General features: G+C 70.6%; 15 protein-coding genes and 1 riboswitch. Of the genes, 9 read left to right on the top strand and 6 right to left on the bottom strand.

The window, feature by feature from the left end; translation table 11 throughout:
* Nucleotides 1–607 (top strand): HNH endonuclease signature motif containing protein (locus IMZ11_RS25430; protein WP_228644857.1); only part of this gene is annotated, 607 nt, incomplete at its 5' end.
* Nucleotides 608–975: 368 nt separating this feature from the next.
* Complete coding sequence (locus IMZ11_RS25425) at nt 976–3672, top strand: penicillin acylase family protein (RefSeq protein WP_228644856.1); 2697 nt, start codon at nt 976–978, stop codon at nt 3670–3672.
* Between the two features lie 42 nt (nt 3673–3714).
* Here IMZ11_RS25425 and IMZ11_RS25420 read toward each other — a convergent pair whose 3' ends face one another.
* A complete protein-coding gene (locus IMZ11_RS25420) occupies nt 3715–6582 on the bottom strand; it encodes a helicase-associated domain-containing protein (protein ID WP_228644855.1) in 2868 nt (955 codons plus the stop codon).
* A gap of 326 nt (nt 6583–6908) precedes the next feature.
* A complete protein-coding gene (locus IMZ11_RS25415) occupies nt 6909–7427 on the bottom strand; it encodes an ATP-binding protein (protein ID WP_061256786.1) in 519 nt (172 codons plus the stop codon).
* A 201-nt stretch (nt 7428–7628) separates the two neighbouring features.
* On the opposite strand from IMZ11_RS25415, the gene IMZ11_RS25410 reads away from it, so the two are divergent.
* The 3 genes from IMZ11_RS25410 to IMZ11_RS25400 all read left to right on the top strand — a co-directional run bounded on the left by IMZ11_RS25410 (nt 7629) and on the right by IMZ11_RS25400 (nt 9067).
* Nucleotides 7629–8450 carry a helix-turn-helix transcriptional regulator gene (locus IMZ11_RS25410; RefSeq protein ID WP_228644854.1) on the top strand — a complete coding sequence of 274 codons (822 nt, stop codon included), beginning with the start codon at nt 7629–7631 and terminating at the stop codon, nt 8448–8450.
* Complete coding sequence (locus tag IMZ11_RS25405) at nt 8451–8684, top strand: DUF397 domain-containing protein (protein WP_061256322.1); 234 nt, start codon at nt 8451–8453, stop codon at nt 8682–8684.
* Nucleotides 8685–8767: 83 nt separating this feature from the next.
* Entirely contained in the window at nt 8768–9067 is a 300-nt protein-coding gene (locus IMZ11_RS25400) for a hypothetical protein (RefSeq protein WP_228644853.1), read from the top strand.
* Nucleotides 9068–9249: 182 nt separating this feature from the next.
* On the opposite strand, the gene IMZ11_RS25395 is transcribed toward IMZ11_RS25400, so the two are convergent.
* On the bottom strand, nt 9250–9828 hold the full coding sequence (locus IMZ11_RS25395; RefSeq protein WP_228644852.1) for a histidine phosphatase family protein: 579 nt from the start codon (nt 9826–9828) through the stop codon (nt 9250–9252).
* A 184-nt stretch (nt 9829–10012) separates the two neighbouring features.
* Here IMZ11_RS25395 and IMZ11_RS25390 point away from each other — a divergent pair, with 184 nt between their 5' ends.
* Entirely contained in the window at nt 10013–10882 is an 870-nt protein-coding gene (locus IMZ11_RS25390; RefSeq protein WP_228644851.1) for a Gfo/Idh/MocA family protein, read from the top strand.
* A 39-nt stretch (nt 10883–10921) separates the two neighbouring features.
* On the opposite strand, the gene IMZ11_RS25385 is transcribed toward IMZ11_RS25390, so the two are convergent.
* From IMZ11_RS25385 to IMZ11_RS25375, 3 genes are all read right to left on the bottom strand, one after another.
* On the bottom strand, nt 10922–12244 hold the full coding sequence (locus IMZ11_RS25385; RefSeq protein WP_228644850.1) for an acyltransferase: 1323 nt from the start codon (nt 12242–12244) through the stop codon (nt 10922–10924).
* Between the two features lie 201 nt (nt 12245–12445).
* On the bottom strand, nt 12446–13087 hold the full coding sequence (locus IMZ11_RS25380) for a response regulator transcription factor (RefSeq protein ID WP_228644861.1): 642 nt from the start codon (nt 13085–13087) through the stop codon (nt 12446–12448).
* The gene (locus tag IMZ11_RS25375; protein WP_228644849.1) at nt 13084–14334 is read right to left on the bottom strand and encodes a sensor histidine kinase; all 1251 of its coding nucleotides are present in this window, start codon (nt 14332–14334) and stop codon (nt 13084–13086) included. The genes IMZ11_RS25380 and IMZ11_RS25375 overlap by 4 nt, the downstream gene beginning before the upstream one ends.
* Nucleotides 14335–14399: 65 nt before the next feature.
* Nucleotides 14400–14461, top strand: a riboswitch (cobalamin riboswitch).
* 100 nt (nt 14462–14561) lie between these two features.
* On the opposite strand from IMZ11_RS25375, the gene IMZ11_RS25370 reads away from it, so the two are divergent.
* The 3 genes from IMZ11_RS25370 (at nt 14562) to IMZ11_RS25360 (ending at nt 17408) form a co-directional block, all read left to right on the top strand.
* Nucleotides 14562–15515, top strand: a complete 954-nt coding sequence (locus tag IMZ11_RS25370) for an ABC transporter substrate-binding protein (RefSeq protein WP_228644848.1) — start codon at nt 14562–14564, stop codon at nt 15513–15515.
* 133 nt (nt 15516–15648) lie between these two features.
* Nucleotides 15649–16614 carry an iron ABC transporter permease gene (locus IMZ11_RS25365; protein ID WP_228644860.1) on the top strand — a complete coding sequence of 322 codons (966 nt, stop codon included), beginning with the start codon at nt 15649–15651 and terminating at the stop codon, nt 16612–16614.
* Entirely contained in the window at nt 16611–17408 is a 798-nt protein-coding gene (locus tag IMZ11_RS25360; RefSeq protein WP_228644847.1) for an ABC transporter ATP-binding protein, read from the top strand. Before IMZ11_RS25365 ends, IMZ11_RS25360 begins: the two co-directional genes overlap by 4 nt.
* Nucleotides 17409–17411 lie beyond the last annotated feature (3 nt).

Here is a 17411-nt window from a genome sequence, read left to right as displayed (position 1 = left end):
GGGTGTCGCCCAGGGCGAGGGTGGCGTGGGTTGCGGCGCGCCGGGGGCGGGTCGAGGGAAGCCGGGTGTCGCCCGGGGCGAGGGTGGCGCGGACTGTGATGCGCCGGGGACGGGCTGGGGGCAGCCGGGTCCGGCGTGGAGCGGCTGGGCCGCTGACTGGGTGACACCTGACGGGTTGATCTCAGGCCGGAGAATGCCCGGACTGCTGCTGGCCACCGGGCAGTTCCTGCCCGTCTCCGATGTCCATCGCCTAGCCAACACCTCCACCCTCACCCGCCTGGTCATGAACGCCGACGGCGAGGTCCTCGACATGGGCCGCAAAGTCCGGCGCGCAACGGCCTCACAACGCAGGGCCATCCTGACCCGGTACGCCACCTGCATGGTCGACGGCTGCCACCTGCCCGCTCACCTGTGCCAGATCGACCACATCGACAACTGGAGCGACGGCGGCGCCACCGACCTGGACAAACTCGGACCCACCTGCCAATTCCACAACCGCGACCGCTACCGAAATCCCGACCGCTACCAACTCCGCCGGGCGGGCGGCAAACGATGGGCCTTCACCTACACCGGCCCTCGCCGCACATGCACATCCCGTTCGAACTAGACGAGTGAGCGCGGGTGTCGTCTGGTCCCCGCAGGGCTCGGTGAGGCGGGGTTGGGCGGGGCTGGATGAGGCGGGGTTGGGCGCGGCTGTTGTCTGCCTGCCCCGCTTCCTAACCCCGCCTTCCTAACTCCGCCTTCGTACCCCTCTTCGTGATCCATCCCGGGATCGCGCGCAGGCTCGCCTCCGAGGCCGTTTCGATGTGATGTCGCCTTCGATGGTGTCTTCGAGGTCTGCCTACAGAATGCGGCTGCGAGGACGGACCCACCCTGGTAGTTCGGACACCTGGACGGTTTGAGAGAAAGGTGGGGATTGATCTTACGCGCTAGGCCTTCATACTGTGATGCGCATTCTGGAGGAAAGGTCGGTTGATGGTCAGGCTCGCCCCGTATGCTCGCTTCTCTTGGCCGATCCGATGGCTGTTCCGCTTCTTGACCGTTCTGCTGGTCCTCGCGCTCATACTCGCGGGGGTGGTCACGTGGGCGGTCCGGAGGTCCTTCCCGCAGGTGGACGGCGAGATCAGGCTGCCTGGTCTGTCGGCGAACGTCAGCGTCCTCCGCGATCAGTACGGCGTTCCGCAGATCTACGCCGACACCCCCGCCGATCTGTTCAAGGCTCAGGGCTATGTCCACGCCCAGGACCGCTTCTGGGAGATGGACTTCCGTCGAAAGACCACGGCGGGCCGCCTGTCCGAGCTGTTCGGGAGCTCGACCCTTGACATCGACAAGGTCGTACGCACGCTCGGCTGGCGTCGTACCGCCGAGAAGGAGTTCGGGCTGCTCGATCCCGAGGCACGGAAGGCGCTCGAGGACTACGCCTCCGGCGTGAACGCGTGGCTGGACCAGCACCAGGGCTTCGCCGCGCGCAGTCTCGAATACGGCGTGCTCGCACTGACCAACGGCTCGTACGAACCGGAACCGTGGACGCCCGCAGACTCTCTCTCCTGGCTGAAGGCCCTCGCCTGGGACCTGCGGTCCAACATGACCGCGGAGCTAGAACGCGCCATCGACGCGTCGGTGCTACCGCTGGATCGGGTGAAGGAACTCTTCCCCGGCTACCCGTTCGACCGTCACCAGCCGATCGTGACCAGGGGATCTGTGCGGGACGGTGAGTTCCGCACCGAGGAGAGGGCCGGCACCACTGCGGACGGCGCTGCCGGTACCGCGGTCGGGGCGAGCGCGGGGCCGACCGCCGTGTCCGCGGGTTCGCCCGCCGTCGCCTCCGCTGCCGTGTCCGATGCCGAGCGCACGTATGACTCTTCGGCTCAATCCGATGGGGCACTCGGCGATGCACGCGTGGACGCGCCCGCGACCGAGGCGCTCGCCCGCGTTGCGAAGGTGCTCGACACCGTTCCCACCCTGCTCGGCACGGCCGGCGGCGACCAGGCGGGCATCGGCTCGAACTCGTGGGTGGTGAGCGGGAAGCACACCGAGAGTGGCAAGCCCCTGCTGGCCAACGACCCTCACCTCGGGCCGAGGATGCCTTCGATCTGGTACCAGGCCGGGCTGCACTGCCGCTCGCGCGGGCCGGCCTGCCCCTATGACGTCAGCGGATACACCTTCTCCGGCGTGCCCGGTGTGGTGATCGGGCACAACCACAAGATTGCATGGGGGTTCACCAACCTCGGACCCGATGTCACCGACCTGTACGTGGAGCGGGTGCAGAACGACACCTACGAGGTCAAGGGGTCGTGGGTGCCGCTCCAGACACGGGTCGAGCAGATCAAGGTAGCGGGTGGAAAGACGGTCGAACTCCCCGTGCGCTCTACCGCTCACGGGCCGATCATCTCGGAGGTCCTAGGAGACGCCGGCGAGGCGTTGCCGGGCGCGGCCGCCAAGCTCGGCAAGATCGACAAGGGCATGGCCGTGGCGTTGCGCTGGACCGCGCTCGACCCCGGCAGGACGGGTGACGCGATCTTCCTGATGAACCGGGCGGAGAACTGGGAGCAGTTCCGCGAGGCGGCGTCGAAGTTCGAGGCTCCCGCCCAGAACCTGATCTACGCCGACCTGGAGGGCAATATCGGCTACCAGGCGCCGGGCAAGATCCCGATCCGGTCCGACGGCGACGGCCAGTGGCCCGCCGCCGGATGGTCAGGGGAGCAGGAGTGGACCGGATACATCCCGTTCGAGCAGCTTCCCCACGCGTACAACCCGCCCGAGGGGTTCATCGTCACCGCCAACAACGCCGCGGTCCGGCCTGACTACGGCCCGCCCCTCACGTCCGACTGGTCGTACGGATACCGCTCGCAGCGCATCGTCGACCGGATCACGCAGGCCATCGACGCGGGCAAGATCACGGTCGACACCATGCGGGACATCCAGATGGACTCCCGGAACGGCCTGGCCGAGGCGCTCGTCCCGCACCTGTTGCGAGTGGGTGGAGGCGACACCGCGATGCTCAAGGGGTGGGATTTCGCCCAGACCCGGGACTCGTCCGAGGCCGCCTACTTCAACGCGGTGTGGCGGCACCTGCTCAAGCGGACGTTCGATGACGACATTCCCGAAAGTGGGAGACCCGGCGGTGGCGACAGATGGTTCGAGGTCGTCAGGACGTTGCTCGACGACCCGGACTCCCCGTGGTGGGACGACGTCCGTACCGAGGACACGACGGAGAACCGCGACGACATGCTGGCGGCGGCGATCAAGGATGCCGGTGCCGACCTGCGGGAGAAGCTCGGCGACAGTCCGGAGGACTGGCGCTGGGGCGACCTGCACACCCTGGAGTTGACCAACGAGACGTTCGGCACCTCGGGCATCCCCCCGATCGAGTGGCTCTTCAACCGCGGCCCGCTCCATCTCGGTGGCAGCAAGGACGCGGTCGACGCCACGGGCTGGGACAGTGACAAGGGGTACGAGGTCGACTGGGTGCCCTCGATGCGGATGGTCATCGACCTCGCGGACTTCGATCGCTCGCGCTGGGTCAACCTGACCGGGGCCTCGGGCCACGCCTTTCATGCCAACTACAACGACCAGTCCGAATTGTGGGCCGACGGTGGCACGACCGCCTGGCCCTTCTCCGAGCAGGGCGTACGCCGGGAGGCGGTGGACACTCTCACACTGACCCCGTGAACCGGCGGTCGTTCTGTCCGGGGGCGACCAACGGCTTCTGCGCTAGTGGGCGGTGACGACCGATGTGATCTCGCTCAGCGGGAAGTCGAGGTAGTCCCCTGCCTCCTCGCACCAGGCGTCCAGGATGCCGCCGCCGCGCAGCTCACCGTGGCTGATCGTCGCGGTCACGCCGTCAGACAGTGTGATCAGGGCACGTACGCCGCGGTCGACGACGAACCCGAGCAAGGTCTGCTGCGCGGTCGGCAGCCGAGTCGCCAGGCGTCCGATCACCGCCCAGGTACGGCCCGGCGCCCGGTCGGACCTGTCGCCCGGCTGACGGGGCTGCCGGGGTTGACCGGAATTATCCGGGCGACCGGCGTCGCCCGGTTGTACGGGCCGACCGGCGACGATCAGCCGCCTTGCGTGCTCGCGGGGGTCCGGAGGCGGATCCGGAAGGGGGCCTGACAGCGGGTCAGGAAGCTGATGCGGGAACTGCCCCGTCATCGGGCCGGGCAGCCCCTCCGGCGTGTGAGGCGGTGGGGGAGAAGGCGCGGGCTCGGTCGTCCGTCCGCCGGGCAGCAGAATCAACCGGCCAGCGAGAGGCTCCGGGTCCTGCTCTCGTTCCGGGCCCTGCTTTCGTTCCGCCTCCCGTTCCGCTCTCGGGCCGTGTTGTGTCGGGCTGTGCTGTTGTGCCGGGTTCCGCCGCCGCTCCGTATCAGGCTCTCGTTCCGAGGAAAGCTCCCGATCCGCGGCACGCTCGCCTTCTGCGCCATGCTCGCCGTTCGGGTCCTGGTCACGTCCCAGGCCATGACCCCCGGCCGGGTCCCGCTCCCGATCCCGGTCCTGCGCAGGACCCGCGCCATGCCCCATGTCCGGGCTGAGTTCCGCGCCGATCCGTGATGCCGTGTCGGCCTGGACCGGCCGCCTTCCGTGGAGGCCGCGACGGATGGTGATGCCGCCGGCCCCGTCGGGAACCGGGGCGTACCCGACGTCGCGCAGGGCGGCGAGTGTCCGGTCGGCGGGTGCCTGGCTCGCCAGAACGGTCGGAGCCAGCGAACGGAGTCCGAGCCTGGCGAGTTTCCGATGGGCGGAGATCTCGGTCAGCAACGCGGGATCCGAACCGAGGATGACACAACCCACCGAGGCCACCGTCACCTCGCCGTGCCTGCGCGCCACGTCACGGACCAGGTACACGAGAGGCTGGGGGAGAGCACCCACCTCGGCGAGCTGGTCGAGCAACGTGTCGGCGGCCTCCCCGCCGTCCAGGGCACGCCGTACGCTGGCCGGGCCGAACCGCCAGACCGACGCCGCGCCCCGGGACTCGCGGTCGGCGGCGCGGTCGAGCAGGGATGCCAGCTCGGCTGAGGGCGGGCCGGTGACCACGGCGGTCAGGTCCGCCCCGAAGAGCGCCGTACGCTGGGCGCTCGCCAGTGCCTTGGCCGAGCGCTCCGCCAGCGCGGGATCGTGCTCGACCTCGGGCGCGGTGCCGTCGTTCTCGGCGCCCGCCACCGAGCCGAGTGCGGCCAGCGCCCGCCCCAGAGATGTCGGGGCGCCGTTTGAGAACAGGCCGAGCAACCGCGCCTCCTCCAGGACGGCCGGGGCACATTCGGCGAGCAGTTCCCTGTCGAGCAGCGGCGCCTGCCAGTGGACGGACTGCACGAGCTCGGGGAAGGTCGCGAACCCCCGGCCTTCGGGGATCTCCGAGAGAGCGCCGAGTACGGCCCGGCGGGTCCGGGCGATGGTCTCGCCCTCAGGGTCGTCGCCGAGCACGGTCGCGTACCGGTCCTGGACGCGGCGAAGCGACGACCGCTCCATCCGCCACCACGCGGCCAGCAGGACGCGCAGCCGGCTCGGGCCCTCCGACAGCCGCCAGGTGTCGAACCGGTCCGTGGGGACGAGCCCGCCCATGTCCTCGTCCAACATGATCAGCCGGGAGACCGCGGACATCTCGATCAGGAGGCGGACCTCCTCCTCGGTGCAGCCGGTCTCCTTGGCGACGCGCTTCACCTCGCGCACGCCGACGCCGCCGCCTTTCAGCAGAGGGAGCGGCGACTTGTCGATGTTCTCCAGCAGTGCGGTGGCGCGGTCGAGCAGATGCGGCGCGGCCAGGCACATCTCGTGTTCGACGGCGGCCACGTCGACCGGCACGGTGGCGAGATCGGGAGGGTAGGGCGTGAACGGCGCGTGATAGTCGGGGCCGCGCAGAGCCAGCGCGACCTCGCGGGGCATCCCCGCCACGCCCCACTGGGTACGGAAGAGCAGGCCGCGGTCGAGGGCCCATTTCTCGGGCGTACCCGGTGTGATGAACAGGTCCCCGTTCACGCTGCGGATCGGCCCGTCCCAGGCGAAGTCGTCGAGCATGCCGATCGTGCCCTCCGGCGCGTCGGCGACCAGGGAGGAGAGCAGTTCGCTGTCACCGAGAGTCGCCGACACCCGGGCCATCAACTGGCGTTTCGTGCCCTGGGCGGAGATGCCCAGATTGCGGCACATCCGTCGCAGGCCCTCGGTGTTCAGCGTCCACGATTCGAGGTACGCCGACAGCGGCTCGCCGAGGCCGCAGGGAGCCGTCCACCATCGCGCGAGAGCCCCTGCCAGGCCGATCCTGCCGTCCGGTGCCGGCCAGGCGAGCGCGTGGTCGTACAGCCGATCCAGCCAGGGGATCGTCTCGGAGACGCTGACGCCGAGAAACCGGGCGAGTTCGTCCTCGCCGGGACGGCCGCCGAGCGCGAGGCACGCCTGCACGATCTCCAGAGCCGGGAGGGGCAGCGTGCGCATGACCTCCATCACGGCGAAGTCGCCGGAAAGCCGCTCGGCGAGCGCATCGAGCCTGCGTGGCCACGGCGGCGCGAGGGCGTCGGGGCGGTTGCCCAGAACGCGCGTGAGTCTTTCCTCGTCGAGAGTGGCCAGCCAGCCGGTCAGGTGATCGTCCATCACAGATCTCTTGGGAGTCTCGGGAGGCCACCGTAATCCAGATCACGTGCCCAAGGGGGCCGCGCGGCAGAAATATGAGCCTGCGTTCATTCGCACCGGGGACGGTGCGGCGCCCTTGGGTGGTCGCGAGACATGATCGCCGGCCTTACCGAGAACGCCACTTCGTCAGCCCGAACAGATCAGCCCGAACAGATCAGCCCGGGCGGATCAGCCCGGACGGACCGGCCCGGACACGTCAGCCCGGGCCTCGATGCCTCGGCCGGCACGCATCGACGCGGCAGGACCCATGAGAGCCAGGCAGGCTGCCTGGAGCCTGCCCGCCGGGATCAGGCGGACAGGACCGCCCAGACGGCTTTGCCCTGGGGGGCGAGAGGTGACCAGCCCCAGCACACGCTCATGGACTCGACGATGTGCAGTCCCAGCCCGCCGGGCTCGAACGGCGACGGGTCGCGGAGCACCGGAACGGCGGAGCCGGGGTCGGTGATCGCGCAGGTGACCAGTGGCCCCCGGCGGATCAGCGACAGCCGTACGACTTCGCGTTCGCGGCGGCTCGGCATGGTGCTGAGCATGAGGCCGTGTCTCAGGGCGTTGGTGGCGAGCTCGGAGACGATGAGCTCCATGCCTTCGGCCAGGTCGCCCATGCCCCAGCCGGCCAGCGTGCCCGTGGCGAAGCTGCGGGCCGAATGGACCGATTCCGCTCGGGGGAGCAGAACGAAGGTGGCGCTTGCGGCGGTGGATCCAGGGGCGAGGAGATCGCGGGCGGGCTCCGGCCACCAGCCGAGAGGAGGCCACCAATCGAGCGCCGACCACTGGGTTTGGCCACGAGTCAGGTTCGCGGACTGCACGAGATCATGATGGTGCAAGCTCCCGTGCATGTGCAAGAGCGGATGCACGTGCATTTGAAGGATGCACGCGCTACGGTTACCCCCAATACACCTCTGGGACGAAGGGGGCGATCTTTGACAGACTGTGAACCAGTCCACATACCGGAGGAATAGCACGTGTCGATAGATCCGCCTGGATCCGGCTCCACCGTTCGGCGAATCATGCTGGGTGCGAGCCTTCGCAAGCTGCGCGAGGACCGGGGACTTACCCGGGAGGTGGCGGGATTCCATATCCGCGCCTCGGAGTCCAAGATCAGCCGGATGGAACTCGGCCGGGTCGGATTCAAGACACGTGATGTCGAGGACCTGCTCACGCTGTACGGCGTGCACGACGACGCCGAACGGCGCGGCCTGCTGGAAATGGTCCGCGAGGCCAACACGCCCGGCTGGTGGCACAAGTACGGCGACGTGTTGCCGGGCTGGTTCGTCACCTACATCGGGCTTGAGGAGGCGGCGAGCGTGATCCGCACCTACGAGGTGCAGTTCGTGCCCGGCCTGCTCCAGACGGCGGCGTACGCCCGCGCGGTGATCCGGCTCGGTTATCCGGACGATCCGGACGAGGTGATCGAGCACCGTGTACATCTGCGCATGCAGCGCCAGGAGCGCCTGCGGCAGAAGGACGGGCCGAGGCTCTGGGCGGTCATCGACGAAGCCGCGCTCAAGCGTCCCATCGGTGGTGACGGGATCATGCGGGAGCAGCTCCAGCACCTGCTGGAGGTGGCCATGCTGCCCAACATCACCGTGCAGGTGATGCCGTTCCGCTTCGGCATGCACGCGGCCGAGGGAGGGGCGTTCACGATCCTGCGTTTCCCGGAGTCCGATCTTTCGGACGTGGTCTACGTCGAGCAGTTGTGGGGTGCCCTGTACCTGGACAAGCGTGAGGACATCGACCCGTACCTCACGGCCATGGAGCAGTTGTGCGTGGAGAGCACCACGCCAGGGGGTACCGCCGAGATCATCGGCGATCTTCTCAGAGAGATGTAAATGCAGACATATAACGGAATGCCCGCAAATGACCTGACCGGGGTCACCTGGCGGAAGAGCGTCCGGAGCAACTCGACCGGCAACTGCGTGGAGCTCGCCGAGCTTCCCGACGGCGGCGTGGCCGTGCGGAACTCGCGATTCCCCGAGGGGCCGGCGCTGATCTACACGCGGGACGAGATCCGGGCGCTGGTGCTCGGCGTCAAAGACGGGGAATTCGACGGCCTTCTGGTGTAACGCCGTTTTTACACGACACGCGCAGCCTTAACCGGCTCGTGTGGAGTCGTGTAACACGCGTCCGGCAGATTGGGTCCCACACGATGGTGACGATCAGGGGGCTCGGCATGCTGGACCAGATGACTCTCTATCCCGTGGCCGACGACGTGCTCTTCGCACCAGGAGGACGGGTGGTGATCCGCACGTACGGCGTCGCGTCGGCGGGGGAGTCCGCCGACGGCGGGCCCAGGTCCGTCGCCTACCGGACGTGGGTCACCGGGGTCATGGATCAGCCCAGGTACTGGCACTGGGGCCACTTCGAGGACGCGCGAAGGGGACACCGCAAGGTCCTCGAGTGGCTGACCGGCCGTGGGCCCCAGCCGCAGCCGGTCGCCGCCGGCTGAGCACGTACACGTCCGGGCGCACCGAGCGCGCCGGACGCACCGGAGTACGCCTTGGAGACGCGTCAACGGCGACGCGTCGAAAGCGTGCTCCGCATCGCTCTTCGCACCGGCGGGAATCGTCGTGCCGGCCCGGAAACCGAGCCCAATAAGCGAGCCCGGAAACCGAGCCCGGAAACCGAGCCTCAGACCGGAGCGTTCCACCGCAGGATGACGGGCTCGCCATGCTCGAATCCCAGCGCGGAGTACGTCCCGGTGTCCAGGCGGAAGAACCGCCCGTTGTCGGCGGGCAGGCCCAGCCACCGGGCGGCGAGCACGCGCAGGAAGTGGCCGTGCGACACCAGCACCACGTCGCCGTCGATCGGCCGGATCCGCGCGATGACCTTGTCCGCCCGGTCGCCCACATGCTCGATGCTCTCTCCGGGATGTGCGGCGTCGCCGGGGATGACCCCGTCGCGCCAGGCGTACCACCCGGGACGGGTCTTCCTGATCTCCTCGGTGGTGATCCCCTCGTAACCGCCGTAGTCCCACTCCCACAGATTGGGATCGGTCTCGGGGGCGGGGAGCCCGGCGAGCCGCGCGGTCACCCGGGCCCGCTGCGCGGGGCCGGACAGGGCGAGGGCGAACGTCCGCCCCCGCACCACGCGGGCGAGCGCCCGTGCCTGCTCCTCGCCGCGTTTCGTGAGCGGCAGATCCGTCAGGCCCGTGTGCCGTCCGTCCCTGCTCCACTCCGTCTCGCCGTGCCGCAGCAGAATGACTTCCATACCAGGCATCATGCCGGTCCACCGCCGCCCGTCCGCCGCCGGTCCCGCGCCCGCTCCACGGGGGTCACGGCCGCCACCCGGACGCCTGGCCAACCCGATGATCGCGGACTACTCTCGTCGCGACGCCACCGAAAACCCGCCAGAGTTCCCCAGGCGCTGACGGAGCTGACGGAAGGGATCGCCGATGGACGCTGTACCGGTGGGACTGGTCGGAGCGGGCCCCTGGGCCGACATGGTGCACGCCCCCGCTCTCGCCGCCGGACCGCACACACGGCTCGCCGGCGTCTGGGCGCGGCGGCCCGAGGCGGCGGCCGAACTGGCGGCCAAGCACGGCGTCCCCGCCTTCGAACGGCTGGAGGAGCTGTTCGACGTCTGCTCGGCCGTGGCCTTCTCGGTGCCGCCCGCCGTACAGGCGGAGCTGGGGGTTCTCGCGGCCAAGGCGGGCAAGGCGCTGCTGCTGGAGAAGCCGCTCGCGGCCGACCTCGACGGGGCGAAGCGGCTGGCCGACGCGATCGGCGCGGCCGGGGTCGCCTCCCAGATGGTCTTCACCTTCCGTTATTCGCCCGTGACCAGGGCCTTCCTGGAGAGGGCCCGCGCGATCGAGCCGTTCGGCGGCTACGCCGCCAACATCTCGGGCGCGCTGCACGGCGGGCCCTTCGCGACGCCCTGGCGGCTGGAGCGGGGCGCGCTCCTCGACGTCGGGCCGCACATGATCGACCTGCTGGACGCCGCTCTCGGCCCGGTCACCGCCGTCCGGGCGCACGGTGATCCGCTGGCCTGGGTCGGGTTGCTGCTGGAGCACGAGAGCGGCGCGGTGAGCGAGGCGTCGCTGTCCATGGCCGCGACGGGAGAGGTCCCGCCGTCCCGTGTCGATGTGTACGGCCGGAAGGGGAACGCCTCGCTGCCCGCCACGGAGCTCGGCGACGGGCTCTTCACCACGATGGCCGCCGAGTTCGCGGAGACCGTACGCCGAGGTGGCGGGCATCCGCTGGACGCCCGCCACGGTCTCCGCCTCCAGGAGATCATCCACGAGGCGGAGCGGCAGCTCGGATAGCCCGGCCGCCCCGGTCCCGGCTGCCCCGTTCCCGGCCTCTCACGCCTGGCCGGCTCGCGCGGGTCCGGTCACGCCCCGCCCGTGCGGGTCCGGCCCGCCGGACCGACGCGCTCCCGTACGGCTGAGCAGGAGAAGGCCGGCGATGAGCACGCAGGTGGCCAGCGGCGGGACGACCCCGACGGCGAACCCGGTGATCATCAGTGCGGTCAGCGCCGCACCGACCATCAGGGTGCCGACGACCACCATGCGCGCCGAGGCCGTACCGGGGGGTTCCTCCATCCGGCCGAACAGCCCGACCAGCGCCAGCAGCACGACGGCGAGAGCGGCCAGCCAGAGCGGCATCCGCGTCCACCACGAGAGCGAGCCCACCTCGGGCGACTCCACCCCGAACCCGAGCAGCGCGATGCCCGCCACGGTGATCAGGGCGGTCATGTGCCACAGGTAGAGGGTCATCATCCGGGGAGCCAGGACGGTGAGCAGCGTGTCGGTCCACGGCCTCCGGCCGAACCGGTCGAGCGCCGGCCGCAGCAGCATCGCCAGGCCGAGCTGGCCGGCGAACAGCGCGAGCATGCAGGCACTCGGCGGAGCCATGTTCGACACCGCGCCGGGCATGCCGATCATGCTGGCCGGGTACGGCCCGACAGCCACCAGGCCGGCCACCATGCCGAATCCGGCGACGGCCAGCGCCAGGGCCCGGCGTCCGGACAGCCACTCCAGGCGGCCTTCGGCGTACAGGAACCCGACCTGGTGGACGGCGAGCCAGACGAAGAGCACGTTCAGATATCCGGCCTGCTCCAGCCCGGAGAACCGCACCACGTCCACCACCACCGCGCCGGCCGCCAGGGCCGGCAGCACCCGCCCGGTCGGGAGCCGCGTCAGGTACGGCGTGGCCACGACGGCCAGCAGGTAGACCGCGAGGAACCACAGGAGCTGGCCCACGGTGCGGGCCGCCACCTCGACCGGCTGGGCGGGCGCGCCGAGGGCCGTGAGGACGTACGGAAGCGGCAGCCAGACGAACGCCAGCGGAAGCACCGGCCAGGCGAGCCGCCGCAGCCGCCTGGCCAGCCAGAGCCCCGGCGCCTGCCCCTTGCGCGCCGCGGACCGCCAGCTGATCGCGTTGGCCGCGCCTCCGGCGAAGAACACCAACGGCATGACCTGGCTGATCCAGGTGATCAGCGGCACTCCGGCCAGGGCGTTCCCGGTCGTCAGCCGTCCGTCCGCGTAGACCAGCACCGGCATGGTCCAGTGCTGGACGACGACCAGGACCATACCGAACACGCGCAGGATGTCGACGAACCTGTCCCGAGGGGCAGGTGTCGCCGGAACGCCGACACGGGATGGGGGAAGCATGGTCAGTGACATGGGGGTTTCGCCTCCGCTGGGGATCAACCCCTTCAGAATGCCGAGAAACCCCAGCTCAGCGCAGCGGTGCAGGCCCCCGTACTGATCGTTCGGCCTGGCCTACCCCCGATGGTGTAGCCAGCTACACCCCCGGCCCCGACGGCCCCGACGGCCCCGTCACATCACGTCACATCACGTCACATCACGTCACATCACGTCACATCACTGCGACAGGTAGCTCAGCACGGCCAGGACCCGGCGGTGCCCGCCGTCGCTCGGCGGCAGCCCGAGCTTGACGAAGATGTTGCCGACGTGTTTGTGCACCGAGCGTTCGGTGACGGTCAGCTGCCCCGCGATGTCGCCGTTGGACCGTCCCTCGGCCATCAGCGCGAGCACCTCGCGCTCGCGCGGGCTCAGCGAGTCGACGGGGTGCCGGCCGTGCCGGACCAGCAACTGCGAGATGACCTCCGGGTCCATCGCGGTGCCGCCTCCGGCCACGCGGAGCAGCGCGTCGACGAACTCCGACACCCTGCTGACCCGGTCCTTCAGCAGGTAGCCGATGCCACCTCCGCCGCCCGCGAGCAGCTCCGTGGCGTACGTCTGCTCGACGTACTGCGACAGCACGAGGATCGGCTGGCCGGGATGCCTGCGCCGTACCTCGACGGCCGCGCGCACGCCCTCGTCGCTGAACGTGGGCGGCAGCCGTACGTCGACGACGGCGATGTCGGGGCGGTGCTGGTCGACGGCCTTCAGGAACGCCTCGCCGGTGTCGACCGTCGCGATCACCTCGTGGCCCTCGGTGCGGAGCAGCAGCGCCAGCCCCTCGGCCAGCAGCACGTTGTCCTCGACGATCAGCACTCTCACCGGCACGGCAGCTCCACGGTCAGGGTCGTCGGGCCGCCCGGAGGGCTGGCCAGGTCGGTGCGTCCGTCGAAGGCCGCCGCCCTGCGCCTGATCCCCGCGAGACCCGTGCCCCCGGTCTCGTCCGCCGCGCCACGGCCGTCGTCGGTGATCAGGACGGTCAGCCACCCGCCCTCGTCGTTCTGGCGTACGGACAGGCGTACGGACGCGGAGGACGCGCCGCTGTGCTTGGCCACGTTGGTCAGCGCCTCGGCGACGACGAAGTAGGCGGCCGCCTCCACCGCGGCGGGCAGCCGGCCGACCCCGTCCGTCGCGGTCGTCACCGGTACGGGGCAGCGCGCGGCGAGGGCGGCCACCGCGCCGGGCAGCCCCCGGTCGGCGAGGATGGGGGGATACATGCCGCGGATGATGCCGCGCAGCTCGGTCATCGTCTCCTCGGTGCTCTGCCGGGCCTCCGACACCAGCTCCGCCGCCTGGTCCGGGTCGGTCGCCATCATCCGTTCGGCGATGCCGAGGCGCATCGCGATCGACACCAGCCGGGCCTGCGCACCGTCGTGCAGGTCCCGTTCGATGCGCCGCAGCTCGGCGCCGTGCGCGTCCAGGGCCGCCGCCCGCGTCTCGGTCAGCTCCGCGACCCGTTCCGCCAGCCGTACGCGCTCGGGGGTGGCGAGGACCAGCCGGGCCAGATGGGCGTCGGCGAGGGCCAGCCAGGGGATCCCCAACAGCGCGACGGCGGCGACGGCCGCGAAGTGCACGGGGACGACGGTGACCACGCGGAACCAGCTGTCGATGCTGACGCCGGCCAGGTTGACGACGTGCTCGGGCAGCGGCGCCCACCACCAGATCGGCAGCGACAGGTCGAACCCGAGACCGGCCCACAGGCCGAGCGCCAGAACGGGCAGCGCGACGCCGGTGGGGATGTGGAGGGCCAGCCACCCGGCGTCCCGCCAGGTCACCGGGTCGTTCAGGGTCAGCCGGGCCCGGTTCAGCACGCCGGATCGCGGGCCGTATCGGGCGGTGACCGGCCGGTCGAGCACCTTCGACGCGAGCCGCCTGGCCAGCCCGGCGACGCCGCGGTTCACCCTGGCGGCGTACGGGAGCAGGAGCAGGCCGACGAACGTCACGCTGAGCAGCAGCGCCAGGAGGAACTGCAGGAGCGCCAGCACGCAGAGAGGGACGAGCAGCAGGCTGAGGACCAGATGGCCGGTCGCCCGCGCGGCCCTTACGACGCGCCGCCCGATGCCTCCCACGGGGGCAAGACTATGGGGTCAGTGACCCGGTTGATACCGTTCATCCCGACGCACGGCGTAGCGAAGTCCGGTGAGATTCCGGCGCTGTCCCGCAACTGTGAACCCCCTTCCCCGGGGATGAGCCAGGTCGCCTGCACCGTGCCGACGCCATCGACCCTCGTGGAAAAGGGTGATCCGTCAATCGACACGGGTCTCTCCGATTCCCGGCGATCCCCCTGGAGGACTTCGTGTCGCCCCTACGCACGGTCGTCGCGGGCGCGTTGCTGGGTGTCGTCGCCCTGGCCGGATGCGGCCAGACCGACGAGACGTCCGGCGCCGCCCCCGCGGCCACTCCCACCGGCGCCACGAGCGCCGCGGCTTCCGCCTTCCCCGTCACGGTCCAGGCGGGCAACGGCGCGGTGACCATCGCCACGCGCCCGGAGCGCATCGTGTCGCTCTCCCCGACGGCCACCGAGACCCTGTACGCCCTGGGAGCGGGCAGCCAGGTCACGGCCGTCGACGACCAGTCCAACTATCCGGCGGACGCGCCGAAGACCGCGTTGTCCGGGTTCAAGCCCAACGTCGAGGCGATCGCCGCGGCCAAGCCCGATCTGGTCGTGCTCTCCAACGACATCGACGGCGTCGTGGCGGGGCTGGCGAAGGTGGGCGTGCCCGTCCTCGTGGAGCCCGCCGCCAACACGCTCGACGAGGCGTACGACGAGATCACCGACCTGGGCGCGGCCACCGGCAACGCCGAGAAGGCGACGGAGATCGTGACGGGCATGAAGCGGGAGCTCGACCAGCTCGCCGCCGCCGCGCCCAAGGACAAGAAGCTGACCTACTATCACGAGCTGGACACCACGCCCTACGCGGCGACCTCCAGCACCTTCCTCGGCCAGATCTACGGCCTGTTCGGCCTCGTCAACGTGGCCGACGAGGCACCCGACGCGGCCGGTGGCTATCCCAAGCTCTCGGCGGAGTTCGTCGCCAAGGCGGACCCGGCGCTGATCTTCCTCGGGGACACCAAGTGTTGCGGCCAGAACAAGGACGCGCTGGCCAAGCGTCCCGGCTGGTCGGAGCTGTCGGCGATCAAGAACGACAGCGTGATCGAGCTCGACGACGACATCGCCTCCCGCTGGGGTCCGCGTGTCGTCGATCTCGCCAAGACGGTCGGCGAGGCCGTCCAGAAGGCCGCGAGCTGAGCCGGACGAGCCGGGTGACGAGTACGCCATGACCGCCGATCAGCCGGCTGTCCAGCCACGCGCCGCTCTGCCGCGCGCCGGACGGGTGCGGGCGGTGACGCTGCTGGTCGCGGTGGCCCTCCTGCTCGTGAGCATGCTCCTCGGGCTGCTGGCCGGCGCGGCCGGGATCTCCCCGAAGGGGATCCTGCTCGCGCTGCTGGACCGGATGCCGTTCGTCGACGTGGATTCGGGACTCGCACCGGTCGAACAGGGACTGCTGTTCCAGCTCCGGCTGCCGAGGGTGCTGCTCGCGGCGATCGTCGGAGGGCTGCTCGCGGTCGCGGGCGCCGGTTACCAGGGGGTCTTCCGCAACCCCCTGGCCGATCCCTACCTGCTCGGCGCCGCCGCCGGAGCCGGGCTCACCGTGACCCTGGTCATCGTGTTCTCCGGCGGCGACACGGGGGCGGTCACCGTGCCCGTCGCCGCCTTCGCGGGCGCGGTCGGCGGCGTGTTCCTCGCGTACGCCGTGGGCAACACCGCCGGACGCGGCGGTGGAACGGCGACGCTGGTGCTCGCGGGCGTGGCGGTCACGTCGTTCCTGACCGCGATCCAGACCTTCGTGCAGCAGCTCAGGGTCGAGGAACTGCAGCGGATCTACTCCTGGATCCTGGGCGACGTCGGCGGCGGCTGGGAGCAGGTGTGGCTGATCGCCCCGTACGCCACGGTGTCGACGATCGCGCTGCTGCTGCACGGGCGGCTCCTCGACGTGCTGTCGGTCGGCGACGACGAGGCCACCGGGCTGGGGCTGCGCGCCGGCCGGGTCCGGCTCGTCGTACTGCTCACCGCGTCCCTGGCCACCGCGTCCGCGGTCGCGGTCAGTGGCCTGATCGCCTTCGTCGGGATCGTGGTCCCTCATGTGGTGCGCAGACTCGTGGGCTGGTCCTACCGGGTCGTGCTGCCCTTCTCCTTCCTCGGAGGCGCGGCCTTCCTGGTGCTCGCCGACCTCGTCGCGCGTACGGCACTCGCCCCGGCGGAACTGCCCATCGGCGTCGTCACCGCTTTCGTGGGCGCGCCGTTCTTCGTCGCGGTCCTGCGCCTGACCCGGCGGGTGGGCACGTGAGCGGCCCACGGACGTACCCGCTGGAGGTCAGGGACCTCGGCGTGACGCTCGACGGGCGCGAGGTCCTCGCCGGCGCCGGCGTCTCGGCGGGCGGCGGGACATGGCTGGCCGTCGTCGGTCCCAACGGCGCCGGAAAGTCCACCCTGCTCAAGGCCATGATGGGACTCCTTCCGCACACCGGTGAGGTCGTGGTCGACGGCGTCCGGGTGCGGGACCTCAAGCCCCGGGAGCGGGCCAGGCTCATCGCGTACGCGCCGCAGAGCCCGTCGCTGCCGCCCGACATGACCGTGTTCGACTACACCCTGCTCGGCCGGACCCCGTACATCGCCTACCTGGGACGGGAGAGCGCCCGGGACCGCGAGATCGCCGGGGCGGTGCTGGAGCGCCTCGACCTGTCGGAGTTCGCGACCCGGCCGCTCGCCCACCTGTCCGGCGGCGAACGGCAGCGCGTCGTCCTCGCCCGGGCGCTGACCCAGCAGGCGCCCGTGCTGCTGCTGGACGAGCCGACCACCGCCCTCGACCTGGGACACCAGCAGCAGGTCCTCGAACTGGTGGACCGGCTGCGTGCGGGTGACGGGCTCACCGTCGTGACGACGCTGCACGATCTGAGCCTGGCCGGGCAGTACGCCGACACGCTGCTGCTGCTCGCGGGCGGCAGAGTGATCGCCTCAGGGCCGCCCGGGCAGGTGCTGACCGAGCCGCTGCTGGCCAGGCATTTCGGCGCCCGGGTACGGGTGGAGCCGGGAACGGACGGCCGTCCCCTCGTGCACCTGGTCCGTCCTGCTGATCGGTAGGTT

The organism is Microtetraspora sp. AC03309, from assembly GCF_020826795.1.
Classification (GTDB): domain Bacteria; phylum Actinomycetota; class Actinomycetes; order Streptosporangiales; family Streptosporangiaceae; genus Microtetraspora; species Microtetraspora glauca.
This window is presented reverse-complemented; position numbering and strand designations above follow the sequence as displayed.